The sequence below is a fragment of the Priestia koreensis genome, assembly GCF_022646885.1.
GTDB classification, from domain to species: domain Bacteria; phylum Bacillota; class Bacilli; order Bacillales; family Bacillaceae_H; genus Bacillus_AG; species Bacillus_AG koreensis_A.
Genome location: NZ_CP061868.1, coordinates 4065176 through 4082209, shown reverse-complemented (window position 1 = coordinate 4082209; position 17034 = coordinate 4065176). Strand labels below are relative to the sequence as shown.

Below are 17034 nucleotides of genomic sequence, written 5' to 3'. Positions count from 1 at the left end.
TGAATAGAACCAATGAAAAATTTAAAAATTTTTACGTAACCTCTTCCCAAGTCGTTTCCTATTTGATATTATTATCAGAAAATTCAGATATAAGAAAGGGGAACGAATCATGAAAAAGAATACGGCTATCCAACAATGTTCACTATGTGAAGGAAGAGGATACGTTCATTTAATTTTGGGTGGCACCGAAACGTGTGTAAATTGCCATGGGAAAGGAGAACAGAAGTAAAGCTTTCTGTCTATTCTAAATTATTCCTTTTTCGTGATTGACTGCGCTTTCACCTTTCAGTACACTTAATTTGACAGTGTTTGGGAGGGAATAGGTGTGGGGATACCGGTATTATTGATTTCCATTTTATTGTTTTTTGTTCTATTTTTCGGAATCGGCTTTTTGCTGAACATGCTACTTCGCATGTCATGGATTATGGCCATTATCTATCCAATCGTTTTTATTTGTATCGTAGATAATATAAAAGTTATTGAATATTTCCGAAAGCCAGCTCAATCATTTTCACAGCTGGGGCATAAAATTCTTTCTCTTCAAGTGGCTGACATATCGATTCTTATTTCAGGATTTTTAGGTGCGATCGCAGCTGGAATTGTCATCAGAATGCTTCGAGCCAGTGGTTATCGGATGTTTTAAAAAGGTGGTGTCACACTATGTGCACCATCTTTTTTTTGATAGCATTTGTTATTTTGAGGCAAGAAGGCCAAAACCATTACGAAATGCATAATTTCTCTCACGGATGGAAAGAAATAAATTCGTGAGAGGAGTGGAACAGTGTCAACGATAACCATCATGTTAAGACGGTTAAGTATTCTTGTATTAGTAGTAGTAGCCCTGCTCACCACCTATCAGGCAATTTCAGGAGTACCTATCAGTGATTTAATACGCTCTCTTTATAAACAAGGAGTTGTTCTTTATCATGATAGAGGAATGGATACAGTTCATCCGCATACTCAATTAGCAGCGCTAGAAATTCAAAAGCCAACGTTAGAGCAAAAGTTCGCAAAATCTCATTATCCTGTACATAAGGTCGTTGCAACGGGCTATACGGCAGGTGCCGAATCAACAGGAAAGAATCCTGGTCACCCAGAATATGGAATAACTTACTCGGGAGTCAAAGTAAAGCGCGATTTATTTTCCACGATTGCAGCGGATCTTCGCATCTTTCCAATTGGCACCATTTTATTTATTCCAGGGTACGGGTACGGGGTAGTCGCTGACAAGGGTGGTGCCATCAAAGGCGATCATTTGGATTTGTATTATGAAACGGTTGATGATGTGTACAACAAGTGGGGGAAGAAAGAGTTAGATGTTTATGTTGTTAAAAAAGGCAGCGGAACATTAACAGAGCAAGAACTCATCTTGTTGAATGAAGATAAATCGATGCAAGTATTTAGACAGTACTATGAATAACAAAAGAGTGAGAATAAGGTGGGCTGCGGCTTGCCTTATTTTCATGTTAGAGGCGTGAAAGCTATATGAGACGATCGAAATCTGATATGATGGAATGGAACGTATTCTTGGCTTCTAGGAGGGAAATCAATGTCCCTATATCCAGAGGAGTACTATTTGTTTTTTATTAAGTTTAACGAAGGTGACTACTATACGTGTCATGATCTTTTAGAAGAGATGTGGATGGTTGATAAATCAAACCTTTTCTTAAAAGGATTACTTCAGTTTACGGTAGCACTTTATCATTATAGTTATGGAAACGTAAAAGGGGCTCGCATCATGATGAAAGCAGCCGTTTTTTATTTGAATGCGTATCGCCCTAAGAACTGGGGAATAGACATTGAGGAATTGTTGGTGTACATCCAAGAATGTTTAACGCTTTTTCCAGACGAAGTGGATAAAGTTCCGTTTGATGAAGTCGATTGGTTGCCTACTTTACCAACGATATTTTTATTTTTAGAGGAATAGGGGGATTTTTTTTATGTTTTCAGTACATAACACGTACGAGGTACAGCATGAAACAGAGGCATTAGTTGTCGGAATCTTTAATCAAAACCATCGTTTAGATGGAATTATTGGGGAGCTTAATGAAAAGCTTCAAGATCAAGTGATGGAGCTTATTCGTGAGGGAGATATCGGCGTTAAGCATAATCAGATTTCTAAAATACATACGTTTCAACAAGTAGGAGCAAAGCGTTTATTTTTCGTGGGGCTAGGAAAAAAAGATGCTCTTACACTAGATCGACTTCGAGAATCCCTTGGGCATTTATTTAAGTCGATTAAGGCATCCAAACTTGAAAAAATTACGGTTGCCATCGATACATTTTGCGCGGATTACATTTCTGCCCAGGACGTAGCCTATGCAGTAGGAGAAACGCTACTGCTTTCTACTTATCAATTTGCAGACTACAAGAAAAAGTCAAATGAACCTGAAAAGCATATTGAAGCAGTTTCGATCATTACAGAGGATGATCAGGCTGAAACGCTTGCTTCTCTAAAAGTCGGTTATGTGTACGGCAAGGCAACAAACTCGGCACGTACATTGGTGAACCTGCCTGGCAATATGCTAACGGCAACTGACTTGGCGAATTACGCGGTAGACTTGGCTAAGAAGTATAGCTTTGACTATGAAATTTTAGAAAAAGAAGAGATGGAAAAGCTCGGAATGGGTGCTTTCCTAGCGGTAAACAAAGGATCAACAGAACCACCTAAAATGATTGTATTAAAGTACCAAGGAAAAGATGAATGGACAGATGTGATTGGCCTAGTTGGAAAAGGAATTACCTTTGATACAGGCGGCTATTCATTAAAGCCAAAAGACGGCATCGTCGGTATGAAAACTGATATGGGTGGAGCTGCCGCTGTACTAGGTGCAATGGAGGTCATTGGTGAGCTTCGTCCTGACCAAAATGTAATTGCTGTTATTCCGTCTACAGATAACATGATTAGCGGTGATGCTTTTAAGCCGGATGATGTGATTACGGCAATGAATGGAAAAACCATTGAAGTGTTAAACACAGATGCGGAAGGTCGCCTAGCGCTAGCTGATGCTGTGACATATGCGAAGCATCACGGGGCTAATTATTTAGTAGATGTGGCGACTTTAACTGGTGGTGTTATCGTGGCGCTTGGGACAGATACAACGGGGGCCATGACGAATAATGAGGCGCTGTATGAACAACTCCTTGAAGCAAGTCATGAAGCTGGTGAGACGGTATGGCAATTGCCGATCACAGAGCGAGACAAAAAACGCGTTCGAAACAGCCAAGTAGCAGACCTAAATAATTCTCCAGGACGTGAAGGCCATGCAATTATGGCAGGAACGTTTATTGGGGAATTCACGGATGGCACACCTTGGGTTCACCTTGATATTGCAGGAACAGCTACTGTTTCCTCACCTCATGCTTTAGGACCAGCAGGAGCGACAGGCGTAATGGTTCGTACGCTTGCTTCTTTTGTGGAAGTATTTGAAGTAAACGAAAAATAAGGTAAAAGGCAAAGCGTCTGACGCTTTGTCTTTTTTGTTCTCAACGAGATTTTGATACGAAGCATAATATGTGTATGATTATAAGAAAAAACATAGAATAGACAAAAGGAGTGTGGACAATATGTTTTTCGGACGAGTAAAACAGAAACAAGAAAACGATCGAGTTCCACCAAATCAGCATGTGACCAAGAAATTTCCGATTCTTCATCACGGCTCGGTTCCAAAGTATAAGGAAGATTTATCAAATTGGAACCTAAAGGTGTCAGGATTAGTAGAGAATCCTCTTACTTTTTCATACAATGATTTAAGAGAGTTTGATGATGTGAGTGTAACGAATGATATTCACTGTGTTACAGGTTGGTCTCGCCTTGATAACGGGTGGACGGGGATTTCCGTGCAGGACGTGGCGAGGAAAGTGGACGTAAAGCCAGAGGCTCGTTTTGTGGTTCTTCATGCGGAAGAGAACTGGACGACTAATTTACCGATTGAGGATTTTTTGCGTGAAACGACGCTGCTTGCACATTCCCATGATGGAAAACCATTGACGCCAAAGCACGGATATCCATTTCGTGTTGTCGTGCCTCATCTGTATTTTTGGAAAAGCGCAAAATGGATTAGAGAGATCGAATTTGTAAAAGAGGACCAGCCAGGATTCTGGGAGCAAAACGGCTATCATAACTATGGGAATCCGTGGAAAGAACAGCGGTTTAGCTGGGATTAAAAAAGCCTGTAAAAGCAGACAACTAGGGGGAAAAGTACGGATCTAAAGGATGTCACATCTTATAACGTCCTAGTTGTTTTCACTTTTTAAATATGTTATGTTTTAATGAAATATTATCATGGAGGGATGAACATTGAGAGAAATTACACTAACACAAATTTTTGAACATCCCATTGCACAAAAATACTTGAAACGCTCCGGAGTCGCACATGCAGTGGCGGTTTCTTACCACGCTTTTCGTTTAGCTGTTCAGCATCATGTGAATCCAGACCTAGCGACAAAGGCCGCGCTTCTGCATGACATTGGTCACTATGAATGGTATACCGATGGAAAATGGGATTATGAAAAGTATAAAAAGAACGATATTCATGCGATAAAAGGTGCAGAGCGTGCACATAAACTGCTCATCCGTTTAGGAGAAAATCCACAGGCTGCCAAGGAAATTGCTCTTGCGATATTGCTTCATACTGATTCGTATTTACCCGACGGAGAGTTACATCAGCGTCCTCTGCAAAAGGTAGTCCGACTTGCAGACGAAGCGGATGAAGAGCCGGGAGGTAATCATCATTATCGTGAGATGGACGACCAATTGGCACTTAAGAAAATTCAAGAGCTCGATGAGAAAGTAGCTGAATTTTTAAATACTGAGCCATTTCGCCAGTTAGGGTAACATACTATGAATACTAGGAGCTTTCCAATGTATATATACAGTGAGTAAAAAACACATTTCTTGTAAACAGGAAATGTGTTTTTTATGTTTTACCATTGTATAGCCATTGCAAGGTGTCCATAGTCTATTTTAGGATCCTTGTTTGACAGGAGAATGCGTATGCTATCAGGATTGTATACGACATCTAAATGCGACTTAACCCCCGTTTTTTCCAGCAGCGCCTTGACGGTTGCGATCTTTGATTCTTGTGCGGCTTCTTTAATTTGTTTTAATAAAGCAGGCGCTTTAATGAGTTTGTTAACGAGTAAAGAAGCATCCTGTAAAAGTTCGAGCTGGTGCTGTGTGGATAGCTGAAATTGCTGTGTATTGACAGGGGGATAGGATGGAGCCGGAGATCGCTGCGCATAGGGTGGATAATAGTAAGGGTAGGATGGATAAAAAGTTGGATAATAATTCAAATAATTTCCCTCCTACATTCGTTTATATGTAATATATATGTATAGAGAATGTCTTACATACCTTTAACATCATCGAAGCTTTTAGAAGCGTGGTTTTTAAAAAATATGAGAAAGAGGGAGAATGTATGAACACAAATGGAACTTTAATTGAGGCACTTGGTATTGAAATTTTGTCTGCATCTAGTGAAAAAGTAGAGGCCACGATGCCTGTGGATGAACGCACGAGACAGCCTTTCGGTTTGTTGCACGGCGGTGCGTCTGTAGCATTAGCTGAAACGGTGGCGAGCATTGGTGGTCTTCACTGTGTGGATCCAGAACGTGAAGTGTGTGTAGGCCTTGAAATCAATGCCAACCACATTCGTGGAAAGAAAGACGGTGTCGTAAAGGCGATTGGCACGCCACTACATAAAGGCCGCACGACGGTTGTGTGGGAAGTGAAAATTGTAGATGAAGATGAAAAATTAATCTGTGTGTCACGGTGTACACTAGCTGTTATTCAAAAGCGTTCGAGTTGAAAGAGTTTATAAACGAAAAACGATAGCAAAAAGTTGGAAGAATTGGGCTATCATAATGCGCACAACGCTGAAATTTGAATAGAGTAGATTAAGAGAAACAGAAAAAAGCAAAAAAATAAGAATAGGAACTCTATTTCAAAAAGTAAGCGTGTAACCATTATTTACATGCTATAATAATAAAAAATAAACAGAGCGGTCACAGGAAGGAGTGGATAATAGTGGAGCAAAACCATCAATATTTATTTTTAGATTTTGAATTTACTATGCCGGAAACAAAGGGATATCCAAAAGGGTTTTATCCTGAAATTATTGAAATCGGCTTGGCTTCAATGGTAAATAACGAAATTAACAGCACGTTTTCTTCGCATGTTCAACCGATCAAATTCCCCATTCTAACAGAGCGATGTAAATCTTTCCTCAGCATTCAACAACATCAGGTTGATAACGGCATTACATTAGAGTCCTTAGTGAATATTTTACACTCGTATGAAAAAGATTATCCTACTACCATCATCACATGGGGAAATATGGATATGAAAGTACTCCGACATACGTGTCAAAAAGCAAATTTATCATTTCCATTCAAAGGGAGAATGCTAGATTTATCAATGGAATACAAACGTTTCTTCGGCGATCAAAACCAAACGGGATTATGGAAAGCCGTACAGGAATATGGAAAAGAAGGGACCGGAAAGCACCACTGTGCCCTTGATGATGCCATCACGACCCTTAACATCTTTAAATTAGTTGAAAACGACAAACGCTACTTATCTCCTCATGCCCCTACGACCATCGGTGACCGCATCGACTTTTCAAAAGTACTCAATAAATTTGCATTATAAAAGCCAAATCAAACGTTATTGATTTGGCTTTTATGATGGAGGATCTATTTATTTTTCAAAAATGCATACAAATCATCGTAAGCCTTCTGAAAGTTAGCATATCGCTCGCCGTACTTAGAATGGTAGGTTCCTAAGCGGTAAATCATTTCCGTTCCTTGATACATAATAACGCTTCTGCCTGGCAGATGATACAAGCGACCGAGGCGAAGGTATTCATCAAACTTCGTAATGCGATCTTGAATATCGTTACTAAGTGAGACATCGTCGATTTCTAGATTGATACCAGATCCGTAAGTTAAAGCTTCAAGATATCCGAAGTGAAGTTGCTTTTGAACATCTTTTAACGACGTTTTCACTTTAAATGCATTGCTTTGTAAGTAAGCACCGCTAAATCCGTACTCCTGCCAGTGCTCAAAGTTTGTGCTGCGAGAATGTGGAGAATAAATAAGCTGTTTTCCTTTTGATTTTAATAGCGCGCTGGTCTTTTTAACAAGCTCTTGATCTTCAGGATTAATGACCGTTTCATTCAACCAGTAGAACCCGGATAGCTCCACATTTTTATATCCGCCAGCTTGGAACTTTTTCATCGTTTCATTCACATACCAATTCACAAGCTGATAGCGACTTGCGGCCGTGACGGGCACTTTTTTACCAGCTAGATCAACAAATTGACCACGGTACTTTGGATAAGGAATAGAAAGGTACACGTTTACTTTTTTTGCTACAGGATTCATTGACGCTGATTGATTTAAGTTTGGAACGACGCCACTTCCACTAAACGTACGGTCCATATACCATTTCCATTCAGCGTAGTTCGCATCATTACCAGTACTATTAATTGTTTGCTGAAAGCTTCCTGTTTGTGAATACGTTCTTCCTAACACAATAAACGTATCAAAGAGTGAATCGACAGGCTTTTGATTCTTTACATACGAAATGTAAGGTGTAAAAAAGTCCGCATCAAAGCTTTTTTGATTTTCAAATCCGTTGTAAATAAGAACCCCATTGTTAATTTTTGCGCTATTGGTTCCTAAGAATTGATCTGGATATGTATTGACGGTGTTGCTGACGGGATGAACGGTTAAATCACTTGATGTTAATGCGAATTCTACCGCATCGTCCTTTGAATCAAAGGTTTTAACGGTTGTACTTCCGCGTTTTACAACATAAGCTAGAGGTTTACTGTAAATACGGGACATAAACACAGCGAATTGTGCACGGTTTACAGGATCTTTTGGGCCAAACGTCGTTTTTGTATATCCTGAGGTGATATCATTGCTAACTAACGCCATAATATCAGAATAATATGGACTGCTCGTCGACACATCTTTAAATGATGACGCCCCTTTGTTTGTTAACTGATAGGCTTTTGCTAAGCAACGTGCCATTTCTTCGCGCGTTAACGGACGATCAGGGTAAAACGAGCTTCCTTTTAGAAACCATCCTTCATCAACGGCCGCTGCAATTTCTTTGTATCCGTTTTGCGTAGGAGATATGTCTTTAAAGTGAGGATTCGGTCGATTGGACACATTCAGCTTTAAGGCGCGCATCATCATGATTACCGCTTGTTTCCGCGTAATGTAGTCACGAGGGCCAAATCGTCCGTTGTCATAACCTTTAATAATATTCTTTTTTGTTAAAAATTCAATTTCATTTTTTGCCCAGTGATCGTTAGGTACATCCGTAAATGCAGCGTGAGCAGGAGCGCTCGAAAAGCATACGAGTAGGAACGCCAGAACAAGTGGTAGAGCTTTTTTCATCTGTTTTCTCCCTCCATCTAGTTTTCTTCTGACAGGAAAACATGTTTTCAAGTCGAAGTAACCTTCTATAAGATCGGTTGATAAATTCCAATATGAAGTAATTTTTCTAGGCAATCCCTCTTTTTTTTCGATAAGATAGAGAAGAAGGTGACAGAGGTTTGTGCAGTGTAATGATGAATGGTTAGAAGTCTGAAATACGAGGGGATGAGTGAGAAGATGGAATCATTCGTTTTACAACTTTTTTTGTACTTTCCAGAAGACAAGTCAGAATATATTCCTGCGGCGATTACGTGCTTCATCTTTTTAATAGGGGCTTTAATTACGATGAGATGGATTATAAATGTGTCCAAAAAGGAAGCGTTAAAAGCGAAAAAGCTAGAAGAAGCTCTTTTGAAAAAGAATGACAAGAACTAGAAAAGCTAGCTTTGGTCACCAAAGCTAGCTTCTTTTTTAGGATAAAGCAATTTTTATGCGATTTAATCCTTCAATGAGCGTGGAGCGTGGACACCCGATGTTCAAACGGATAAATCCTCTTCCTTCTTCACCGTATTTTCCGCCGGGCTCTACGCCTACTTTTCCTTTTTGTACGAAAAGCTTCTGCAAGTCCTCATCTGTCATATTGAGTGATCGACAATCAATCCATAGCAGATATGTTCCTTCTGCCTTGATAACGGAAAGTGAAGGAAGCTCTTTCTTTATAAATGATTCGACTTCGCTCACATTTTGCTCAAGGTAATTTAATAAAGATTTCAGCCACGGTTCTCCGTGAGCATAAGCGGCCTCAATTGCTGTAATACCTAACGCATTTAAAGAGAAAAATCCTTGTTTATGCTGCAATTCCGTATATTTTTGGCGAAGGTCAGTATTCGAAATAATAATAGAGGAAGCTTGAAAACCAGCCAAATTAAACGTTTTACTAGGGGCCATACACGTAATAGTACGGTCACTAATTTCATCGCTTAAAGAAGCAATGGGTGTATGAACATGATCTCCAAAAATGATATCTGAGTGAATCTCATCAGATAAAATAAGCACATCATATCGCTGACAAAGTTCAGCAACCTTCGTTAACTCTTCTTTTGTCCACACTCTTCCGATTGGATTATGAGGACTGCACAAGATCATCATCTTTACACCATTAGAGAGCTTCTCCTCCAAATCGTCAAAGTCCATTTCATAGCGACCTTCTGATAGAAGAAGAGGGTTTTCAATAAGCGTACGATTATTAAGCTTGACCATGTTGAAAAAAGGAGGATATACAGGGGTTTGAATTAACACTTTATCCTGTTCATTTGTAAAAGCTTGAACTGCCATGCTAATCGCGAATACAACGCCCGGACTGTACGTGAGCCAACTCGTCTCGATGTCCCAGCCGTGTCGCGCTGACATCCATTGTTGAATGGCTTTATGTGTATGATCGTTTGGATGCGTATAACCAAAAATACCATGCTCGACACGATTTTTCACGGCGTCAATCACTTCTTGAGGGGCCTTGAAATCCATATCAGCTACCCACATCGGCAAGAGGTCATCTGAGCCAAAAACCGTTTGGATATTGTCCCATTTGGTTGATTGGGTATTAAAGCGATTAATGGATTCGTCAAATAAATGCTTGTTCATTTCTCAACACCTCATCCTTTTCATAATGAAATCTATTGTTACTACTATATCAAGAGAGGCAGATACTTTGCATGAATGAAGCTTGTAGGCAACTATTACTTTTGATGGAACGTAATCAGCTTTTGATCTCCGTTACACCCTGCCTGTAGATGGAAAAATAAAATTCGTGATCTGTTGATATATGCTGTCAGGGCATTCTTCAGGAAGCAGATGCCCGGTATCTTTGAAAGAGACAAAAGTGGCATCCTTTAAATCTTGATGCATCCGTCTTCCTACATTAATTGGTACGACTCGGTCCTCTTCACCCCAAATAAGAAGACTAGGCGTCATAATTTGTTGCAGCATCGTGGAAGAGAGATCGCCTTCACGATCACGAATCATTTTGGTTAACGCTTTGAAAATTTGGTTGTCTAAAAATGGCGTTGAGTACCCTTGCACCATATCTTCATCAATTAAAGCGTGATTATACACTACATTTTTAAGACTTCCTAATACACCTGTTTTCGCAAGCCATGCCTTTAACCATAAATAAAAGTACGGAAAGTATGACGAGTAAATTAATGAATAATGAAATCTGTCTATATAGCCAGAGCTGCATAAAAGAACAATTTTTGAGGCGATGTCAGGACGCCTTTTCGCAATATTGAGCGTAATTTGGCCACCCATCGAATGGCCTACCAAAAAAGCCTTGTCCACTTTTAGCGATTCAAGTAGTGAAATAACAAGATCTGCTAGGTTTTGGTAAGAATAGCGAAAGGAAAGATTTTTTCCGCTTTTACCGAATGGAGGTAAATCCACAGTCAAAACAGAAAACTCCTTTTCGAGATAGGGAATTAATCGTCTGAAGCTAAAACTAGAGGATAAAAACCCATGGATAAGTACAATAACTGGTTTCGATGGATCAGGCTTATGGAATTCATAATAAACATCAATTCCGTTTAGATTTATCATAGTTGATTTCTGCTGTGCGTGTGCATTCATATCCTTCACTCCAACTACCTTTTTGCGGTTAGTTTAACCATTATCAGGTCACCTATCCTGCTCAATAAATCATTGCCAAAACCTTCTTGGTAAGAGAAGTGTCCTTTGCTATAATAGGTGATATTGTTATGAGAAAATAAAAATAAATTAAATAAAAAGGGGAATAATCACGATGATCTTGACGGAGAAAGAGATTGAAGTTCTTGAGATAATTGAAAAAGACAGCCGTATTCAGACAGATGTGTTGGCGAAAATGATTGCACTAACGCCTGAAGAAACAAAGTCGATCATTGAGAAGCTAGAAAGAGAAAAAATTATTGTCGACTACTCATCTGCAATCAACTGGCGAAAAGTAGATGGTCATGAAGGCGTAACGGCAATGATTGATGTAAAAGTAACCCCAAAAAGAGGGGTTGGCTTTGATGAAGTAGCGGAGCGGATTTATCGTTTTCCTGAAGTGCGATCTGTTTACTTAATGTCAGGTGCGTACGATTTGTCTGTCATTATTGAGGGGCAGTCAATGTCAGAGGTCGCTCAATTTGTATCAGGAAAGCTTTCGACTCTTGATTCGGTGCTTTCGACAACGACGCATTTTATTATGAAGAAATATAAGCATGATGGAACAGTATATGAACAGGATGATGAAGATCGACGCATCGTGGTGTCACCATGATGAAATCTTACCTTTCCTCGACTGTTAGGCAGTTAAAGCCTTCAGGAATTAGACGTTTTTTTGATTTGGCGGCTGGTATGGAAGGGGTCATCTCACTAGGAGTGGGAGAACCAGATTTTGTGACCTCATGGGCAGTTAGGGAAGCGTCAATTCTGTCACTTGAAAAAGGCTATACGTCTTATACAGCGAATGCGGGTTTATTAGCGCTAAGAGAAGAGATTCAGAAATACATGAAAAAGAAATTTCAGCTTGATTATGATGCTCATAACCAAGTCATTGTAACAGTAGGCGCTAGTCAAGCACTTGATATTGCTTTTCGCGCGGTGATTGATGAGGGTGATGAAGTCATTATCGTAGAGCCGAGCTTTGTATCTTATGCACCGCTTGTCACACTAGCTGGTGGAATACCAATTGCCGTGCAAACGACGCAGGAGAACGGTTTTAAGTTAACACCTGAACAGTTAGAAGCAGCAATTACACCACGAACAAAAGCAATTTTACTATGCTCACCAAACAATCCAACCGGTAGTTTGCTTGAAAAAGAAGAGCTAGAGGCACTCACATCCATTATTTTGAAGCACGATCTTCTCGTTTTATCCGATGAAATTTATGCGGAGCTAACGTACGACGGATCATTCACATCCATCGCATCTCTTTCAGGCATGAAAGACCGTACCATCGTTATTTCGGGGTTCTCCAAAGGATTTGCCATGACCGGATGGCGCTTAGGTTATGTATGTGGTCATCCTGATTTCATCGAAGCAATGCTGAAAGTTCATCAGTACGCCATGATGTGTGCTCCTACAATGGCTCAGTATGGTGCGATTGAAGCGCTCCAAAACGGTGAGCAGGATGTGGTGGATATGAGAAAGAGCTATCGCAGAAGGCGCAATTACATGGTGCAGTCCTTAAATGAAATGGGCCTAGATTGTCATGTTCCTGGTGGGGCCTTTTATGTTTTTCCATCCATTCGAAAAACAGGCATGTCCTCTGAAGAATTTGCTGAACAGCTTCTGTTAAAAGAGCGAGTGGCCGTTGTTCCCGGAAATGTTTTTGGTGAAAGCGGAGAAGGGTATGTGCGCTGTTCTTATGCATCTTCTATGGAGTCGTTGCAGGAAGCAGTGAGACGAATCGCAAACTTTATGCACCAAATGCAACATGCGTAAGCAGGTAAGAGATTTCTTACCTGCTTTTTGGCGATCAACACAAAAAAGAAGCAGGTCGGAGAACCTGCTTCAACAGAAAAAGGGGGGGAATATGAGAAAGCTTCATATACTAAATTATAGCCAGCTTTTCTGATCTCTAAACCTATTTTATAAGGAGAATTTTTACGCTTATTGTGTAGAGATTTTAAGGCTGGATGAAATAGGTATAGATTTATGAGTAAGTTTCATGTAAGCTAGTAAAAGGCAATTCATAAAAAATACATCAAAAGTAAAATTAGTTCTAATGAAATGATACGTTTACTGTTATAATAAGGATGTATTTAATAATTTACCAGCAAACAGCAAATAATAACGAGAGACATAGACCTGTTTTTGATTATAGATCGAAAATGTGTTATAATTTAAAATTGCTTGTAAAGAGAAAAAACAATTAGGAGTGTTTATATGTCTAAATATGAAGTAGGTAGCGTTGTAAAAGGTAAAGTAACAGGCATCCAACCTTATGGTGCATTTGTTGCTTTAGACGAAGAAACTCAAGGATTAGTGCATATTTCTGAAGTAACTCATGGTTTCGTTAAAGATATTAACGAGCACCTAAAAGTGGGCGACGAAGTAGAAGTAAAAGTATTAGCTTTAGACGAAGCAAAAGGTAAAATCAGCTTATCTATCCGTGCTACTCAAGAAGCACCAGCAGAAACTGAAAAACCTGCTGCAAAAGCTAAACCAGCTAAAAAGCGTCAAGGTACTGTTCAACAGCCTCAAGCTGAAACTCCTCAAGGTTTCAATACATTAAAAGAAAAATTAGAAGAGTGGATTGAGCAATCAAACCGTGAAGATCTAATTAAAAAATAATACCTTAAAAAGCAGTTGATAAAATTTTTTATCAATTGCTTTTTGTTTTTATGCACATTTTTCTCCTTAAATAGATCAAACCTCTTCGTAAAAACCCCATTACATGACCATCTCTGCAAGTTTATTCATCGTTGATTTCGTATAATGAAAGCGCCATCTTTACATTTTTCGAAAATTGGGTCAATATATAATTTAGGATCCACATTTTCTAGGTTCTCCCTACCGGTGAGGCTTGTAGGGAGAACTTAGAAAAGCATAAGCGGAAGGGGGCCTCCCTTGCGGGTTGCCCCCTTCCGCTTATGCAGACCTTTTGGGGTTAGTGCTTTGGGGTCTGGTGTAGCGCTTGTTTGGGAGCATTTCTTTTGTAGAGCGCTTTTCTGTTTATGCAGCTTCTTGTAGAAGTCTGATTTCCATTTGCGGAGCACTTTTTAGAACACTTGATTAGGTGTAGTGGGCCGCTTGTTTAGGTAGAGACGTTGGCTAATTTAATTGAACTTATATATTAAAGGGGAGATACGATGAATACTTTCACGAATTCAATTATTGAACAAACAGAAAAATACGGGGCTCACAATTATCATCCTCTTCCAATTGTTGTTTCAAAGGCAGAAGGGGTATGGGTGGAAGATCCTGAGGGGAATAAGTATATGGATATGCTGAGTGCCTATTCAGCAGTGAACCAAGGGCATCGTCATCCGAAGATTATTCAGGCGTTGAAGGATCAGGCGGATCGCGTGACGCTTACTTCACGAGCATTTCATAATGATCAGCTCGGGCCTTGGTATGAGAAGGTGTGTACGTTAACAGGTAAAAATATGGCGCTTCCGATGAATACGGGGGCTGAAGCAGTTGAAACAGCGGTGAAGGCTGTTCGTCGCTGGGGATATGATGTGAAGGGAATACCAACGAATCAAGCAGAGGTTATTGCCTGTGTGGGGAATTTCCACGGTCGCACAATGACGGCGGTTTCGCTTTCTTCTGATGAAGAATATCAACGCGGTTTTGGACCTATGCTTCCGGGTATTAAGTTAATTCCGTACGGGGATTTGGATGCGCTAAAAGAAGCGATTACACCAAATACGGCTGGCTTTTTAATTGAACCGATTCAAGGTGAGGCAGGGATTGTTCTTCCTCCTGAAGGTTTCTTAAAGCAGGCATATGATGTCTGCAAGGAAAACAACGTTTTATTTGTAGCAGATGAAATTCAAGTAGGACTTGCAAGAACAGGTAAAATGTTTGCTTATGAATGGGAAGGGATTACACCTGACGTCTTGATTTTAGGAAAAGCTTTAGGTGGGGGCGTGTTCCCAATCTCTTGTGTAGTGGCGAATAAAGACATCTTAGGCGTATTTAACCCTGGATCGCATGGTTCCACGTTTGGCGGAAATCCACTTGCTTGTGCAGTATCGCTCGCTTCACTAGAAGTAATTGAAGATGAGCATCTTGTATCTCGTTCACTTGAATTAGGTGAATACCTGCAGTCAAAGCTAGCAAGCATTCAAAGCACAAAGATTAAAGAGGTGCGTGGCAAAGGATTATTCATCGGCGTTGAGCTTCATGAAGAAGCCCGTCCGTACTGTGAACAATTAAAAGAAAAAGGCTTATTATGTAAAGAAACTCATGATACGGTCATCCGTTTTGCTCCACCTCTCGTCATTTCAAAAGAAGAGCTGGATTGGGCAATCGAGCGTATTGAAGCGGTATTAACGGCATAAAAACAAAGGGAAATCCGCCATGGATTTCCCTTTGTTTTTTAGTGAGTCGTTTTTGGCTCAGTGCGTTCCACTTCTACAGACGGTTTGAATAGTAAGCCAAGATTTACTAAGCCAGCAATTCCAACCAAGCCGTAGATAATGCGAGAAAGCGCTGCGCTTTGCCCACCAAAGATAGCAGCTACAAGGTCAAACTGGAAAAATCCAATTAATCCCCAGTTAATAGCTCCGATAATAGTAAGAACAAGTGCAGCACGTTGAATTCCACTCATAAGGTTACCTCCTTGAAATAAATGGTTCAGTAATAGGTTGCGGTTTTTGGGACAAAATATACATTGTTCCAAAATGGACAAAGCACATTTCGATGAAGCAGTTTTCTTTACATGGATAAACCGCTTCGGCATAATGAAAAATGAACGAAATGAGGAGGTATTTTAAATGGATAATTTTACTTTTTATAACCCGACGAAATTAATCTTTGGTGAAGATCAACTTTCTGCAATTAAAGAACAATTACCTCAATACGGAAAAAAAGTATTGTTAGTATACGGTGGAGGAAGCATTAAGCGCAGCGGTTTATACGATGACGTAGTAGCGGTTTTAAAAGAAGCTGAAGCAGACGTTCATGAACTTGCTGGCGTTGAGCCAAACCCACGTCTAACAACAGTACAAAAAGGAATCGACATCTGTAAAACAGAAAACATCGAATTCTTACTAGCTGTTGGTGGCGGTAGCGTAATTGACTGTACAAAGGCAATCGCTGCAGGTGCAAAATATGATGGAAACGTATGGGACATCATTACGAAAAAAGCATTTGCATCTGAAGCATTACCATTTGGTACTGTTTTAACACTTGCTGCAACTGGTTCAGAAATGAACGCTGGTTCTGTTATTACAAACTGGGAAACACAAGAGAAATACGGTTGGGGAAGCCCAGCAACATTCCCTCAATTCTCAATTTTAGATCCTAAAAACACATTCACAGTACCAAAAGATCAAACGGTATACGGAATGGTTGATATGATGAGCCACGTATTTGAACAATACTTCCATCATACTTCAAACACACCATTACAAGATCGTATGTGTGAATCTGTTTTAAAAACAGTGATTGAGACAGCTCCAAAACTTCTAAATGACTTAGAAAACTACGAGCTACGTGAGACAATCTTATATTCTGGTACAATTGCCTTGAACGGTATGCTTTCAATGGGAGCACGTGGGGACTGGGCAACTCATAACATTGAGCACGCAGTGTCAGCTGTGTATGATATTCCACATGCAGGTGGTTTGGCAATCTTATTCCCTAACTGGATCAAACATACATTAGAAGAAAACCCAGCTCGTTTTGCTCAAATCGCTGAGCGTGTATTTGAAGTAGATCCTGCTGGAAAATCAGATAAAGAAGTAGCACTAGAAGGCGTAGAAAAACTAAGCGCATTCTGGTCAAGCCTAGGAGCACCTTCTCGTCTTGCTGATTACGAAATCGGTGAAGACAAGTTAGATCTTATCGCTGATAAAGCAATGGCATACGGCGAGTTCGGTCAATTTAAAAAATTAAACAAAGAAGATGTACTAGCAATTCTAAACGCATCTCTATAATAAACGAAAAAACCTG

Annotated in this window: 20 protein-coding genes; 15 read left to right on the top strand and 5 right to left on the bottom strand. The window is 39.9% G+C overall.

The window, feature by feature from the left end:
• Window positions 1–109 precede the first annotated feature (109 nt).
• The 7 genes from IE339_RS24710 (at window position 110) to IE339_RS21425 (ending at window position 4837) form a co-directional block, all read left to right on the top strand.
• Window positions 110–229 carry a YuiA family protein gene (locus tag IE339_RS24710; RefSeq protein ID WP_053400226.1) on the top strand — a complete coding sequence of 40 codons (120 nt, stop codon included), beginning with the start codon at window positions 110–112 and terminating at the stop codon, window positions 227–229.
• Window positions 230–319: 90 nt separating this feature from the next.
• Window positions 320–643, top strand: coding sequence for a YuiB family protein (locus IE339_RS21450; RefSeq protein ID WP_242176277.1), 324 nt, complete (start codon window positions 320–322; stop codon window positions 641–643).
• 156 nt (window positions 644–799) lie between these two features.
• Window positions 800–1420, top strand: a complete 621-nt coding sequence (locus IE339_RS21445; protein ID WP_242176276.1) for a 3D domain-containing protein — start codon at window positions 800–802, stop codon at window positions 1418–1420.
• A gap of 129 nt (window positions 1421–1549) precedes the next feature.
• Window positions 1550–1927: a DUF309 domain-containing protein gene (locus tag IE339_RS21440; protein WP_242170996.1), complete on the top strand. Its 378-nt coding sequence runs from the start codon at window positions 1550–1552 to the stop codon at window positions 1925–1927.
• Window positions 1928–1940: 13 nt separating this feature from the next.
• Window positions 1941–3446 (top strand): leucyl aminopeptidase, encoded by a 1506-nt coding sequence (locus IE339_RS21435; protein ID WP_242170994.1) that lies wholly within the window; start codon window positions 1941–1943, stop codon window positions 3444–3446.
• Window positions 3447–3567: 121 nt separating this feature from the next.
• Window positions 3568–4167 (top strand): sulfite oxidase-like oxidoreductase, encoded by a 600-nt coding sequence (locus tag IE339_RS21430; protein ID WP_242170992.1) that lies wholly within the window; start codon window positions 3568–3570, stop codon window positions 4165–4167.
• 133 nt (window positions 4168–4300) lie between these two features.
• Window positions 4301–4837 (top strand): HD domain-containing protein, encoded by a 537-nt coding sequence (locus IE339_RS21425; RefSeq protein WP_242170990.1) that lies wholly within the window; start codon window positions 4301–4303, stop codon window positions 4835–4837.
• 89 nt (window positions 4838–4926) lie between these two features.
• Here the strand turns inward: IE339_RS21425 and IE339_RS21420 are convergent, their stop codons facing one another.
• On the bottom strand, window positions 4927–5295 hold the full coding sequence (locus tag IE339_RS21420) for a YuzC family spore coat inner layer protein (RefSeq protein WP_242170988.1): 369 nt from the start codon (window positions 5293–5295) through the stop codon (window positions 4927–4929).
• Window positions 5296–5420: 125 nt separating this feature from the next.
• On the opposite strand from IE339_RS21420, the gene IE339_RS21415 reads away from it, so the two are divergent.
• Together IE339_RS21415 and kapD are read left to right on the top strand one after the other, a co-directional pair.
• Entirely contained in the window at window positions 5421–5810 is a 390-nt protein-coding gene (locus tag IE339_RS21415) for a hotdog fold thioesterase (protein WP_242170986.1), read from the top strand.
• 218 nt (window positions 5811–6028) lie between these two features.
• The gene (gene kapD, locus IE339_RS21410) at window positions 6029–6652 is read left to right on the top strand and encodes a 3'-5' exonuclease KapD (RefSeq protein WP_242170984.1); all 624 of its coding nucleotides are present in this window, start codon (window positions 6029–6031) and stop codon (window positions 6650–6652) included.
• A gap of 44 nt (window positions 6653–6696) precedes the next feature.
• On the opposite strand, the gene IE339_RS21405 is transcribed toward kapD, so the two are convergent.
• Window positions 6697–8412, bottom strand: a complete 1716-nt coding sequence (locus IE339_RS21405; RefSeq protein ID WP_242170982.1) for a DUF4855 domain-containing protein — start codon at window positions 8410–8412, stop codon at window positions 6697–6699.
• A gap of 216 nt (window positions 8413–8628) precedes the next feature.
• On the opposite strand from IE339_RS21405, the gene IE339_RS21400 reads away from it, so the two are divergent.
• Window positions 8629–8826, top strand: a complete 198-nt coding sequence (locus tag IE339_RS21400; protein WP_053400236.1) for a hypothetical protein — start codon at window positions 8629–8631, stop codon at window positions 8824–8826.
• A 36-nt stretch (window positions 8827–8862) separates the two neighbouring features.
• On the opposite strand, the gene IE339_RS21395 is transcribed toward IE339_RS21400, so the two are convergent.
• Together IE339_RS21395 and IE339_RS21390 are read right to left on the bottom strand one after the other, a co-directional pair.
• Window positions 8863–10032 (bottom strand): MalY/PatB family protein, encoded by a 1170-nt coding sequence (locus IE339_RS21395; protein WP_242170979.1) that lies wholly within the window; start codon window positions 10030–10032, stop codon window positions 8863–8865.
• Window positions 10033–10164: 132 nt separating this feature from the next.
• The gene (locus IE339_RS21390) at window positions 10165–11013 is read right to left on the bottom strand and encodes an alpha/beta fold hydrolase (protein ID WP_242170976.1); all 849 of its coding nucleotides are present in this window, start codon (window positions 11011–11013) and stop codon (window positions 10165–10167) included.
• Between the two features lie 172 nt (window positions 11014–11185).
• On the opposite strand from IE339_RS21390, the gene IE339_RS21385 reads away from it, so the two are divergent.
• The 4 genes from IE339_RS21385 (at window position 11186) to IE339_RS21370 (ending at window position 15419) form a co-directional block, all read left to right on the top strand.
• A complete protein-coding gene (locus IE339_RS21385; protein ID WP_242170974.1) occupies window positions 11186–11686 on the top strand; it encodes an Lrp/AsnC family transcriptional regulator in 501 nt (166 codons plus the stop codon).
• Window positions 11686–12852 (top strand): aminotransferase, encoded by a 1167-nt coding sequence (locus tag IE339_RS21380; RefSeq protein WP_242176275.1) that lies wholly within the window; start codon window positions 11686–11688, stop codon window positions 12850–12852. The genes IE339_RS21385 and IE339_RS21380 overlap by 1 nt, the downstream gene beginning before the upstream one ends.
• 444 nt (window positions 12853–13296) lie before the next feature.
• Window positions 13297–13704, top strand: coding sequence for a S1 domain-containing post-transcriptional regulator GSP13 (gene yugI / locus IE339_RS21375; protein WP_053400241.1), 408 nt, complete (start codon window positions 13297–13299; stop codon window positions 13702–13704).
• Window positions 13705–14222: 518 nt separating this feature from the next.
• Entirely contained in the window at window positions 14223–15419 is a 1197-nt protein-coding gene (locus tag IE339_RS21370) for an ornithine--oxo-acid transaminase (protein ID WP_242170972.1), read from the top strand.
• 38 nt (window positions 15420–15457) lie between these two features.
• Here IE339_RS21370 and IE339_RS21365 read toward each other — a convergent pair whose 3' ends face one another.
• A complete protein-coding gene (locus IE339_RS21365) occupies window positions 15458–15688 on the bottom strand; it encodes a DUF378 domain-containing protein (RefSeq protein WP_053400244.1) in 231 nt (76 codons plus the stop codon).
• Between the two features lie 166 nt (window positions 15689–15854).
• Between IE339_RS21365 and IE339_RS21360 the strand changes: the two genes are divergently transcribed.
• Entirely contained in the window at window positions 15855–17018 is a 1164-nt protein-coding gene (locus IE339_RS21360; protein ID WP_242170970.1) for an iron-containing alcohol dehydrogenase, read from the top strand.
• Window positions 17019–17034 lie beyond the last annotated feature (16 nt).

Excerpts from the sequence above, each read along its gene's own strand:
- IE339_RS21370 (WP_242170972.1), top strand. The coding sequence starts at position 14,223 with ATGAATACTTTCACGAATTCAATTATTGAACAAACAGAAAAATACGGG.
- IE339_RS21365 (WP_053400244.1), bottom strand. The coding sequence starts at position 15,688 with ATGAGTGGAATTCAACGTGCTGCACTTGTTCTTACTATTATCGGAGCT.
- IE339_RS21400 (WP_053400236.1), top strand. The coding sequence starts at position 8,629 with ATGGAATCATTCGTTTTACAACTTTTTTTGTACTTTCCAGAAGACAAG.
- IE339_RS21380 (WP_242176275.1), top strand. The coding sequence starts at position 11,686 with ATGAAATCTTACCTTTCCTCGACTGTTAGGCAGTTAAAGCCTTCAGGA.
- IE339_RS21360 (WP_242170970.1), top strand. The coding sequence starts at position 15,855 with ATGGATAATTTTACTTTTTATAACCCGACGAAATTAATCTTTGGTGAA.
- IE339_RS21395 (WP_242170979.1), bottom strand. The coding sequence starts at position 10,032 with ATGAACAAGCATTTATTTGACGAATCCATTAATCGCTTTAATACCCAA.
- IE339_RS21440 (WP_242170996.1), top strand. The coding sequence starts at position 1,550 with ATGTCCCTATATCCAGAGGAGTACTATTTGTTTTTTATTAAGTTTAAC.
- IE339_RS21415 (WP_242170986.1), top strand. The coding sequence starts at position 5,421 with ATGAACACAAATGGAACTTTAATTGAGGCACTTGGTATTGAAATTTTG.
- yugI (WP_053400241.1), top strand. The coding sequence starts at position 13,297 with ATGTCTAAATATGAAGTAGGTAGCGTTGTAAAAGGTAAAGTAACAGGC.
- IE339_RS24710 (WP_053400226.1), top strand. The coding sequence starts at position 110 with ATGAAAAAGAATACGGCTATCCAACAATGTTCACTATGTGAAGGAAGA.
- IE339_RS21405 (WP_242170982.1), bottom strand. The coding sequence starts at position 8,412 with ATGAAAAAAGCTCTACCACTTGTTCTGGCGTTCCTACTCGTATGCTTT.
- IE339_RS21390 (WP_242170976.1), bottom strand. The coding sequence starts at position 11,013 with ATGAATGCACACGCACAGCAGAAATCAACTATGATAAATCTAAACGGA.
- IE339_RS21385 (WP_242170974.1), top strand. The coding sequence starts at position 11,186 with ATGATCTTGACGGAGAAAGAGATTGAAGTTCTTGAGATAATTGAAAAA.
- IE339_RS21435 (WP_242170994.1), top strand. The coding sequence starts at position 1,941 with ATGTTTTCAGTACATAACACGTACGAGGTACAGCATGAAACAGAGGCA.
- IE339_RS21430 (WP_242170992.1), top strand. The coding sequence starts at position 3,568 with ATGTTTTTCGGACGAGTAAAACAGAAACAAGAAAACGATCGAGTTCCA.
- IE339_RS21445 (WP_242176276.1), top strand. The coding sequence starts at position 800 with ATGTTAAGACGGTTAAGTATTCTTGTATTAGTAGTAGTAGCCCTGCTC.